This is a genomic window from Consotaella aegiceratis, assembly GCF_036541425.1.
Taxonomy (GTDB): Bacteria; Pseudomonadota; Alphaproteobacteria; order Rhizobiales; family Rhizobiaceae; genus Consotaella; species Consotaella aegiceratis.
On record NZ_JAZHFT010000048.1, the window covers coordinates 19881 to 32148 of the forward strand.

Sequence of the window (12268 nt, forward strand, 5' to 3'; positions counted from 1 at the left end):
TCAGTTGTTCGAAAGGCGATAGCGGCTGAATGTGGGTCTCGGCGCGACCGCCGGGGGGGGGGGGGAAGCGTCGGATACCCGTTGTCGGGACTCTGCCGCCACGAGTACACGCAGGAGATCTCCAAATTCGGCAATCAGCTTGGCAATCTCGGACGTGGAGAAGACGCCGGCGTCAAAGACCACTTTGCCGATCAGCCCGGTTTCTCGCCGTTCCATGAAAAGGCTGAGGCTGAACTTGGTGAACACATCATCGATATCGAGTTGGCGTGCCTCCAACCCAGGGAGCGAGAGGTTGACCTCCAGGTTCTGCCAGACAAATAGTACTTGAATGACCGGCGTCACATTCCCGTGCCGCTCACGGCCCATGTCCCGCACGACCCGGTGAAAGGGCAGAAGCCCATGGGCAAACGCCTCAAGAACCGAAGCCTTGACCTTGTCCATCGTGGAGGCGATCGTGCCCGCCAGATCCAGCTTATTGCGGATCGCGACATTGTTAACAAACGGACCGATAATGCCTTCGAATTCGTGCAGGTACCGATTAGCCAGCGTCGTTCCCACAACGATATCCTGCGCGCCGGTCCTACGCGCAATCAATAGGCTGAAACCCGACAGCAAGAACATAAATGGTGTCATGTGGTACCGGTCTGCCGCTGCGAGCACCCCGGCGCTCAGTTCGGGCTCAAGCTTAAAGCGGAATACATCCGATAGGATCGTCCCCACGGCGCCGGTTGTACCTGCGCGTTCCACCAGCGGTGAGATCGCGGGCGCGCCCTTCAGATAGTTGCGCCAGAACGCCAACTCTGTCTCGACTACCGCATCGGTTAGCCTGCGCCGTTCCCAATCGACGAAATCCACGTAACGCCATGCAGGTACCGGCATAGCCGGATCAGACTGCAACCTACGATCATAGGTCCGAATGAGCTCCCCCACCATCAGGCCCAGAGACCACCCGTCCGAAACGATGTGATGCATGTTCACCAGCAGGACGTGATCGTCCGGTGCCAGCCGCAGCAGCCGGGCTGTAAACATCTGCCGATCAAACTTGAAATAGACCTTGCCGAATGCATTGGCGATCCGGATCAGATCGGCCTCGAACACGTACTGCGGTGTCAGATCGATCTCGACCTGCTCGGCAAGTCGGGCGACAGGCATACCATCCTCTTCAGAGATCCGCAGGCGCAGCACATCATGGGTGGCTAGGAGGGTCTTCAACGCCTCCGTCAGAGCAGGATAGTCCAGCGCGCCGGTCAGGCGGATGGCGCCAGGGATGTTGTAGATCGCTCGGTCCTCTTGCAGCATGGCCGAGAACCAAAGCGCCTTCTGCGTCTCTGACAGGGGAATGTTCCCCTGCCCTGGCCACCGCCGCAATACAGGCAGGGCGATGGTCTCCCTGCCCCCCCGTTCGACCAGATGCCGGGCTAGCCCGGCGGGGGTGGCATGCTCAAAGAGCGTCTCGATTGAGATGTCGGCGCCGAACCGGGTGCGCACCCAGGACACAAGCTGAGCCGCAACAAGTGAATCGCCCCCCAGATCGTGAAAGTTCTGGTCGGAGCGCAGAGTGGAATCGCCGAAGACCTCACGCCACAGGTCCAGCATCCGTTCGCCGTCGGACTGCTCCGGCTCATTGCCTTCGGAAGCGATTGCGTCCTGTCGGGTCAGCGAGACCGGACCGACGCCGCGCGGCACCTGCACAATCTGCGTCAGCGCCTCATCCCAGACCTGGGGCGCAGGCTCCACACAGACCATGGTAACCGCAGCCGCTCCGGTCACGTCCGCATTGCGCAATGCGTCGGCCACGCGCCGGTCATCGGTTACAAGAGTCACCTGCGCGGGCGATGCGAACGCGACGTCCTCGGCCAGGGCCAAGCTGCCCTCGACCTCATGGAGCGAGGCCGGCACCCCGCCCCGCGCCGTCAGGTCGATCAACACGTGATCCGAGGGGCCGAGATCGGCCGGAACGGCTGTCCACGCCTGCGCCACCTGCACGCCAGGATCTGCGGTCACCCCGGTAATCAGCGCATAGGTGTCATCACCGCTCAGGCCCGGCTGCCGCGTGATCGCGACGCGGTCAAACCCCGCCCGCGCTGCGACCTCTCGCCATGTCTCGGGTGGCACCAGCGGGCTCTCCCTGCGGCGGTCGGTGTCGGTGAACGACCACCATTCCGGCGTCATGCCCCAGATCAGATCGTTCCAGAGAGCCGGGCGCGTCGCCTCGATCAGGGCCAGGGCGCCACCGGGGGCCAGCCGCTCCTTCAACGCCGTGAGCGAGCGTTCCAGATCCGGCGTCGCATGCACGACGTCGAAACCCAGGATCAGGTCATAGTCGGGCTCCAGTGCCGCGCCCGCCAGATCCGAGATATCAGCCCGATCAAAGGCCATCACATCGATGCCGAACCGCGCGCGGGTCTCCCGCGCCTGCCGCACGAAGGTCGGACCGATATCGGTGAAGTGCCAAGTGCAGCCAAGCGCGTTGAGAACCGGCCCGATGCGCCAGGTCAGCTCCCCCTTGCCCGCACCGACTTCCAGCACGCGGATTCGCCGCCCCTGCGGCTCCCGCGGCCTTTCGGTCACCCATCGGGCGAGCTCCTCCACGCATCGGGTGAAATTCGTGGCCGCCACGATCTGTTTGAAGGCCAGATCCGCCTGTTCCAGCGCGCCGTCCGGAAAGATGACCGAGGCGCCGGGGACTCGTCCTGTCAGCACCTGTTTCAGGTGGCGCCCGCAGCGATCGAGCAGAGACAGGACCGGGTCAAATCCGTTGATCTGGCACCGCACGGCACGCTGGAGGCTGTCGAGATCCAGGGCGTCAGACGACGCGGCCCCCAGCCCGTATCCTCCGCCGGTTGCGGTCAGCAGCCCCCGCGCGGCGAGCGCCGCGAGCAGTTGCCCGAAGAACCGCGTGAACGGTGGCACAATGCCGATGACCGCTGACAGGGTCACGCTGTCCTGCGGGCCCCCTGCCAGATGGCGCGCCAGGTCCTCGCCGAACGCAGCGTGAACATACCCGATGGCCAGCGCATCCAGCGTCTGCCCGGCCTGCGCCATGTCGGAGTTGAACGACACGCTGCTCGGCGGTGCGCTGGGTGAAGGCAGATCCGGAGATCCATCCGGCCCCGGCGCCAACGCGGCCCGGGCCTCCGGCCAGCGCAGCCGCGCGGCCTGTGCCAACCCGCCCTGCCCGACAATCACGGTCGGCGCCGAATGTACAGACCCCGCAGAGGATGGCGCGCGGTGCCAGCGCAGCCATCCCTTGCGCGGGTGCCAGACCTGGCGGACGGCGGTCGGATCGATTGGCGCCGTCAGGACCTGCGGATCTGCCGGGCAGATGCTGCGCACGATCTGCGCCGTCGTCCATGTCTGCGCCAGCGCCCGGGTGGCGTAGTCCAGATGCGGGTCGCCGGGCCCCAGCACAAACACGGTCTCCGGCCCCGGTCCGGCCGCCAGGGCAACGCCCTGCATCACCTGCCGGATCTGATCCGCCGCCTGCGGGGCCTGCCCGTCGGTCCACAGGATCAGCCGCGCATCTGGCTGGGCGGCCCAGATCCCGTGAAGCCGTGCCCGCTCTGCGCCGGGCTGGGGAAGCGCTGGGCCGGCAAACACGACATCGTGCCCGATCTCCTCCAGCCGCCCCCAGGCGACCAGCACATCCCCCAACCGCAACAGCGGCGACAGCGTTGCGGCATTTGCCTCCACGCGGGGCGTTTCGGTCTCGATCCGCCACACATCCGAGGGCGGGGACGGCGGGGCGGCAGAGAGCGCCGCCTCGCCCGGTTCGATCCAGTGCTCCGTCCGCTCGAACGGGGTCGGCGGCAGCGCGGGGCGCGCCCAGAAGCCCTCTGGCGCCGGGGGGGTCAGCCCGTCAACGACGCAGCCCATCTCCCACAGCCGCGCCATCGCGGACAAGGCCGGGTCCTCGGCCTGTATCTGGTCCGATGTGAGGGGGGTCGCCTGCAACCCATCAAGGCCTGCGCGCTGAGCGAATCCAGCGAGAACAGAGCCCGAGCCCACTTCCAGCGCCGCGGTCGGACCCTGGCCGGCCAGCGTTTCCAGCCCCGCCAGAAACCGCACCGGGCGCCGCATCAGCGCCACCAGATAGTCGGGATCGGGCACAAAGCCCGACGGCAGCACCTGCCCGTCGAGATTGGAGATCACCGGCACCCGGGTTGCTTCCACCGGCACGGCCGACACGGCCTCGCGCCATGCGTCCAGGATGGGCTCGATGAGGTGAGAGTGAAACGCGCGGGTCACCTTGAGCCTGCGCAGAAAGACAGGGGCGTCGCCATGGGTGCGGAGTATCTCTTCCAACCGGTCAACCACCTCGGTCCGGCCCGACACCACGCAAGCGGACGGCCCGTTGACCGACGCGATGTCGAGGCCCGGCGGCAACAGCTCGGCAAGCGCGGCCTCGGGCAGGCCGACGGCGGCCATTGCCCCCGGCTCCAGCCGCGCCATCAGCGCCCCGCGTGTGGCGATCAGCCGGGTGGCAGCATCCAGGGGCAACGCCCCCGCGACACAGAGCGCACTCAACTCTCCCAGGCTGTGACCGATCAGGATGTCGGGCGTCAGACCCCGCGCCTCCAACAGCGCGTGGGCGGCAAGCGAATGCGCGAAGGTCCAGGCCTGATTGATCCGTGTGTCGGTCAGATCCAGCATTGCGCCCCCTGCCCGGAACCGCGCGGTCAGATCAAGGCCCAGATGGCCCCGGAACGCTGCGGCGCAGTCGTCAAAGGCGGTGCGAAACTCCGACGCTTGCCGATACAGCTGCGTGTCGCAGGCATTGCCGAGCCCGCCTTGCCCGGGGAACAGAAACGCCAGCTTCGGCGCGCGCAGGGCTTTCGTGGCCCCGCCACCCGGGCCGCCCGCCACCTCTTCCAGGACCCTGCGCGCCTGCGCCGCATCGGGTGCGATGACCGCACGCCGCAGGTACCGGGGCGTGCGGCACCGATGCAGGGCCTGCGCGACCGCCAGCGGATCCTGCTCGTCCAGCGCGGCGGCGATGCGCCCCGCCGCGATGCGCAGGCCATCGTCCGACCCTGCAGAGAGCGGGAACACGACCGGCCCCGTCGCAGGCGCCGCCCGATCGTGACGATCCGGGATCTCGATCGCCGCTTCCAGCACGACATGCGCGTTTGTCCCGCCGATCCCGAAAGAGCTGACACCGGCGCGCGGCGGATGTCCGGGCGGCTCGGGCCAGTCCCGCAATGTATTGACCAGAAAGAACGGGCTGTCTTCCAGATCGAGAGCAGCATTGGGCCGGTCGGCATGCAGGGTGGGCGGGATCTGACGGTGATGCAAGGCCAGAACGACCTTCAGAAACCCCGCAATCCCGGCGGCCACATCCAGATGCCCGAAATTCGATTTGACCGAACCCAGCCCGCAACTGCGCGGCGCTGCCTCGTAATTGCGGAATATCCGGTTCAGGCCTTCGAACTCGATCGGATCGCCCACCCGCGTGCCCGTGCCATGCGCCTCGACATAACCGATCGTCCGGGCCGAGATCCCGGCCCCTTCCAGACAGTCGGCGATGACGTTCATCTGTCCCCGGGTCGAGGGCGCCGCAAAGCTCGATTTCTGCGCGCCGTCATTGTTGCTGGCCGCATTCAGCACAAAGGCGAGGATCGGGTCCCCGTCGGCGAGCGCATCTTCGGCCCGCTTCAGCAGGACCAACCCGGCGCCGCTGCCGAACAGCGTGCCATCAGCGGCATCCGAGAACGGGCGGCACAGCCCCGTTCGGGAGGAAACACCGCCCTCATGCCACCGATACCCCCTGGCGGCGAACAGGTTCAGGCTCGACCCGCCTGCCACGGCCAGATCGCATTCCCCGCTCCGCAATGCCTGGATGGCTGCATAGATCGCGACAAGCGAGGTGGAACAGGCCGTGTCCACCCCCACGCATGGCCCCTTGAAATCAAAGGTATGCGCCAGCCGCGCCCCGGCAAATCCCTTGTCGTTGGCAAAGAATATCTGCTGTTCGGTATAGCGCTCCTTCAAATCGGGACGGGTAAGAAGGTTGTGGATGAGATAGCTTTGCAGACCCACGCCCACAAAGACCCCCACATGGCTCTCCACCTCGTCGGGTCTGAGGGCGGCGCGGTCAAACATGCCCTGACACAATTCCAGCAAGTAGCGGTGTTGCGGATCCAGCAGCGCCGCCTCGGTGGGCGAGAGGCCGAAGAAGGTGTGATCGAAGGCCCCGGGATGGTCCAGACAACTGCGGACGGCGACGAAGTTCGGCTCGGCCGGCGCGTCCGCCTCGACCGCCTTGAGCCCGCTTTTCCCGTTCCTCAGCAAATCCCAATAGGCGTCGAGCCCAACGGCTCCGGGAAAATAGCACTCCGCAGCAATCACCGCGACGGCATCTTCGGGGGAGTGAGGCGGGCGATACCGCATCAGGACACCACCCGGCGGCGGCGCGACAGATCGCGCTTACGGCGATTGCGTGCGCGGGCCGCGTCTATGGCGGCCCCCCCAGTGTCCGCGGCGGCTCCCTCTGCGCCAGTTGCCAAGGCCTGACGGGCCTGCACCAGATCGGTCAGACCGGCCAGCGTGGGCGCTTCGAAGACGTCAGCCACCGACAGCGCAACGTCGTGGTCGCGCAGGACCTCGGCCTGCATCTGCGACAGGAGGAGCGAATTGCCGCCCAGATCGAAGAATCCGAGGTGCGGATCGATCTCCTCCCGACCGAGAAGGCGCTGCCATAACCCGCGCAGGTCTTCAAGGAGTGCGCCGTTCGCCACCGACGAAGGCACGGCAGGCCGTGCCGCCGGACCGCCCTGTGCCAGTTCCGCCCGCAACGCCCTGCGGTCGATCTTCATGTTTGGGGTCCGGGGCAGCGCCTGTCGGATATGCACTTGCGCGGGGATCATGTAGGCTGGCAACCGCCTGGACAGTGCGCGCCGCACGTCCTGCTCCATTACCTCCGCGCCCGCCTCCGGTACCACACAGGCGACCAGCCTCTCGCCCTCGGCCTGCGGCACGCCCAGAACCGTGGCGGCGGACACGCCCGGTAGGCGCATCAACTCCGCTTCGATCATGGGGGGCGAGACGCGATATCCCCGAATCTTCAACTGATGATCGCTGCGCCCCAGAAACTGCAGGCGCCCATCTTCGCCAAAGGTCACGATATCACCGGTGCAGAAGGCGCGCTTCGACAGATCGTCCCACAGGTTGGGGACAAATGCCTGCGCCGTCCGCTCTGACTCCTGCCAATATCCGGGCGCGACGCCCGCGCCAGTGATGTGGAGCACGCCACGGCACATCCGGGGCACGGGCCGGCCGGCCTGATCCAAGGCCACGAGGCCCGTATTGGCGATCGGGCCGCCGATCATGCCGTCCTGACCCACACAGCCTGTCAACTCGCGCACCGCCGACCAGATTGTGGTTTCGGTCGGGCCATACATGTTGAAGACCCGCGCTTCGGAATGCTGTGCGATCCGGGCGGCAAAATCCTCGGGCACAACCTCGCCGCCGACGCAGATCACGCGCAACCGGCGTAGGGCGGCCTTGCCCGTGTCCGTGTTCAACAACACCTGGAAGAAGGCGGGCGTGCCCTGGACGTGGGTCACGCCTTCGTCGAGGATCCAATCGGCGTGATCCCGCGCAGCCCGCGATGCAGGCAACGGAAGTGCATCCACCTCCGCCGTGTCTTCAAGAAGATCGGCAAGGCGCGGCAGAGCGGACAGGACGGTATCGCATTCGACCCCGAAATCGACGAGGCAGGCGATCTCGTCCACGCCGATCTCGGCGCAACGGCGCAGCATCGGCTGGACAGACTGTGCCGTGCCGATCAGCGACGAGGTGCTTAGATACCGTTCATAGGCTGCCTCGATCAGAGAGGCCGTATCCTGCCCTGCCCCGGCCCCCACCGCGAGGTTGAGGGAGCTTTCCAGATAGGCCATGAATGGCGCCTTGACGGCCCTGTCGATCTCTTCCGCGTCTTCGGCGATATAGCTGTGCAGCATCAGCGTCACGTGACCTGGGTCATGTCCGTGCGCCGCGCGTGCCCTGCGATAGGCGTCGACCCTAGCGGCCAGGTCTTCGGTGCCTTGACCCAGAAGATGGGTCAAGATGTTCATCCCCCTAGCACCCGCAGCCTCGAACGCCTCGGGCGACCCGCCGATGGTGAGCCAGGTCTTCAGCCGTTCCGAGACCGGTCTGGGAAAGACCCGCACCTCCACTTCTACTCCACGCCCGTCCCGGCGCCGCACCGGCGCGCCCGACCAGGCGGAGGTAAGAATGTCGAGATGCTGCCAAAGCGTGTCGTATCGCGCGTCAAATCCTCCCGCGTTCAGAACGAAGTCCCGAACCTGCCAGCCGGGCGCGAGTGACAGACCAATTCGCCCGCCGGACAGGTTGTCCACCATTGCCCATTCCTCGGCCACGCGTAGCGGATCGTGCAAGGGCAGGACGACGCTGCCCGCACGGATCTGCACGTGTGACGTGCGCGCCGCCACGGCGGCTGCGGCGACCGACGGGTTCGGGAAGAAGCCGCCGAAGGCGTGAAAATGCCGCTCAGGAAACCAGACGGCTTCGAACCCGTGCTGATCGGCAAACGCACTGCCTTCCAGCAACACCCGGTATCCCGCCGCATCCGCCGCAGGCGTTGCCGGAAAGAAATAAAGGCTCAGGCTTTGACCCTGGGGCGTCCTGCGGAGCCCGGATCGGGCCGGACCGGGCCGGTGCCGGGCCGCCTCCATCCCGCGATGCACCACGACCCGATCCCCGCGCGTCAGGGTCCAGAGAAGTTCCAGCCCCGCAATGTCGAAGGACATGGTCGTATGTGCCAGCCAGACCGGGCGTTCGTCTTCTTCTGGCTGCGGCAATGCAGCGTCCATACCCAGCAGGAAATTCAGAAGATTGTCGCGCGACACGGGCACACCCTTGGGGCTGCCCGTCGACCCGGAGGTGAAGATCAGGTAGGCTGGGGTCGTGCTATCCCCCGGTTTCGACACCCCGGCGCGCGGCGTGTCGGACACCGCGTTGTCGCACAGCGCATCACGGTCGAGAGTCACGATTGCGCCCGAAAACGCACCGGGTCGGCTCACCCCTGCCGCTGTCACAAGACCCGCTGCGCCGGACAGATCCAGCAATGTCTGGCGGAAGGCCCCGGGATACTCCGGGTCGATCGGCAGATAGGTGGCGCCCAGCCGCAACACGCCGATTGTGGCTGCCACGATCGTCTCGTCTCGGGGGAGCGACAGCGCAACGATGTCGCCCGCGCCCAGCCCGGCCTCTGCCAGATCTGCCGCAATCCGATCGGCGATACGGTCCAACTCACGATAGCTCAGATCGCCGCGTTCCGTGGTCAGAGCCACCCGATCCGCGTGCCGGGCGAGCGCCCGATCCAGATGCGCGACCAACGGGTCACCTGCCCCCTCCCCCGGCAGTTCGATCCTGGGGCCGATGATCTGCGACACCTCCTCGGGCTCCCAATAGACGAAACCGTCCAAATCGGCCGCCGGATCGGCCAGCACAATTTCGGCAATCCGCCGCACATGGCGCGCAAACTGTCGGGCCAACGCCGGGGCGCAGGCGCCCCGGGCGAATTGAAACCTGGCATTCAGCCCGCCACCGACCGGCATCGCGGTCATAAAGAGGTCATAGATCGACCCCCGCTGTCCCGTCTCTGCTGTCAGGGTCTGAAACAGCCCCTCAGCGCCCGCGTCCGATCCGCCCAGCCAGGAAACCATCGTGTTGGCAAACGCCGTCCGGCCCATTTCCAGTTCGGGCCGCACCAATTCGATCAGGCGCGGCACGGGCGTGCGGTCGAACTGAACGCCCCTGAAGTAGGGCATCCGCAATGCTTTCACCAACGTCAGGAAGTTCGGCCCGCTCTCGTCCGGCCAACGCAGGTGCACAGGGTTCGCATAAAGCCCCACCGCCGCTTCCTGTCCCGCAGCCCGGCCCGACGCCGCGAGAGCCACCGCAAAGGACCGGCTGTCGAAATACCGCGACAGCGCCAGCATCACGATGGCATTGAACAGCAGCGACGGCGTCACCGCGTTCTGTGCCGCGACCCGCGACAGCGGCTCGACCAGCTCCGGCCCCCAGTGTTCGTGGAAATCCAACGAGTCTTCGTTGCGCGATGCGCCGCCGCTCAGGAGACGGAAATCGGTGCGATCCAGCGGCGCACGCAGGTAGTCCGCCCAATACGCCTCTGCCCGCGGGTCGGGCGCAAGCGGGATATCGGTCGCTTCGGGGGCTTCGATCTCGCCCCCCTCCACCGCCGCACTCAACGCACGCCCCAAGTTCTGGAGAGAGATGGCATCCGTGACCAGATGATGCGAAACCAACGCAAGCCGGACGGTCGCGCTGTCCGAGGCTTCGAACAGGCCCAGCCGACAGAGCGCACCTTCACCGATATCAAACGGCGCATCGCAGAACGCTGCGACCTGTGCGTCGATATTCCGCGACGAACAGGTGACCGCCCGAAACTCCGCCGCATCAACCCGTTGCACCCCGGCTTGTGCCCACCGACCCTCCATGCGTGTCCAGGGTGCGCTCAACCCAGGGTAGAACCCGACCAACGCGGCGAATGCCTCCCGAACGCGCAGCACATCCGGCAGGCATGGCAGATCCGCAACCAGGGCAATGTTCAGACTCGGTGCGTCTGGCGCCAACTCATGCGCCATCAGCACAGCCAATTCATTCGGAGTTGCAAAACGATGCATCCAACGGCCCCCAGGTCAGAACGATGGGCGCAGGCATAAACATTTGCGTCACCCAGGCTCGCAGGCGTCGCACCTCAAGGTCTATCACACGCGGAACCGTGCCATCACGCAGACGATCGATCTTGCTCTACTGCGCAGCCAACCGCTCAGCAAACAGAACTGCAGACTTTTCGATCTAGAACGTCGGCGCTCATCTCCTCGCCCTTCGTTTCACAATTTCCGATTAGTGATGACGCTCCATCCTCTGTCTTCGATGTTCTGCTTAAATCGAACATCTTGAGCGAGATTCGTCTCGAATTTATCCTGCCGCAACTCAGCGCTTAACGTAGGGATTTAGGAATATTTCAGACGGGGAACCAGCGCCAAAACAACCACGCATAAAACAGTTGTCGCCCAAGGGTAGGCAATTCTCGCGCACCGGCAGATCACGGTGACGCAATTAGAAGCATAATTCGAGACGGTGCGCGAACTGCAAGTTCCGGCCATGTGTCGCGACCCCTGATAGTAGTCATCATAGTCGAGTGCTTGTCGGAAGACACAACGTCTGTCAACATGACCCTGACATCATGCCCGACTGCGCAATAGTATTAGCTACCACTTCCGGCATAGTCTAAACGAGAGCAACACCCGTGCCCCACGATCAGGACTGTTAACACGCCGGTCAAAATCACGAACCGCCTAGCGATAAAACCCAAGGTATATGCCAACGCCCGTTACGTCAAATCGCGATTACTCCTGAAGGATCGCACATACTGTTGAAACGGTCACGCGCCGACCGAACATAGGGGGCCCTGCTGCGTCTGATCTGACACGGCCTATCCTCGACTGCCCATGAAGAGTCTATGGGGGATGGCTTCGTCAGGCACGTCTATCGCAAGAAGCCTAGAGGCAAGCCGATGAGCGAGGCGACGCGCTGAGCCAACAATCTCAAGTCCAAGATGCGCTCCCACGTCGAGCACGTCTTTTCAGAAGAGAAGACCCCGGATGGGCTTGTTCATCCAGACTATTGGCATCGCCACGGCGACCACGAAGATCGACCTTGCCAACTTGTCTACAACACCAAACGGCTAATCTGCCTGGGGCGGAGAGTCGCAGCATAATCAAGCAGTGCGAAAGCGGGAAGGACACTGCGTCAAACCTGCGGACCAAGGAGCCCCAACACTTCAGCGGACGCACTTTGAGGAGCAGTGGCACCTTTGTTGCGAAAGCCAACCCGGTTGATCGAACCATCCAACTTTGAGTCTGTCTTGATCGCCTCGATCATCTCCACTTTCGTCCTATGCACGGCCATCCTGGCGTCGAGTTGGTGCTCGACGTTGTGGCTGGCGCGGCGGATGGCGTCGTTCATTTTCTCGATACGTCACGCGGTGCTGACCTTGACCAGACCGCCATCGCCACATAGCCTTCAACTAAACCGAGCTTATGGGGAGCTTTCTCAACCACACGGACAGTTCTTCTGTAACGGGCCGTCCTGGGTCAACCCCAATTTCCCTACATCCTGTCGCCGAGGTCATGCTTCTGTCCGCAGTCGCTGAAAGGCGCTGCATGATGGAGTGGGAATGGGACCAGCCGATCGATCTAAAAAGCGCAGTCACCTG

At 64.8% G+C, this 12268-nt stretch carries 3 protein-coding genes; all 3 read right to left on the reverse strand.

Annotation, left to right across the window (positions count from 1 at the left end; genetic code table 11):
- Positions 1–6390 (reverse strand): condensation domain-containing protein, encoded by a 6390-nt coding sequence (locus SMD10_RS21530; protein WP_331687804.1) that lies wholly within the window; start codon positions 6388–6390, stop codon positions 1–3.
- Positions 6390–10670 (reverse strand): MupA/Atu3671 family FMN-dependent luciferase-like monooxygenase, encoded by a 4281-nt coding sequence (locus SMD10_RS21535; RefSeq protein ID WP_331687805.1) that lies wholly within the window; start codon positions 10668–10670, stop codon positions 6390–6392. The genes SMD10_RS21530 and SMD10_RS21535 overlap by 1 nt, the downstream gene beginning before the upstream one ends.
- Before the next feature lie 1132 nt (positions 10671–11802).
- A complete protein-coding gene (locus tag SMD10_RS21540; RefSeq protein ID WP_331687806.1) occupies positions 11803–12018 on the reverse strand; it encodes a hypothetical protein in 216 nt (71 codons plus the stop codon).
- Positions 12019–12268: the final 250 nt, after the last annotated feature.

What these genes read in the sequence shown, in the direction of transcription:
- SMD10_RS21530 (WP_331687804.1), bottom strand. Translation starts at nt 6,390, where the DNA reads ATGCGGTATCGCCCGCCTCACTCCCCCGAAGATGCCGTCGCGGTGATT.
- SMD10_RS21535 (WP_331687805.1), bottom strand. Translation starts at nt 10,670, where the DNA reads ATGCATCGTTTTGCAACTCCGAATGAATTGGCTGTGCTGATGGCGCAT.
- SMD10_RS21540 (WP_331687806.1), bottom strand. Translation starts at nt 12,018, where the DNA reads ATGAACGACGCCATCCGCCGCGCCAGCCACAACGTCGAGCACCAACTC.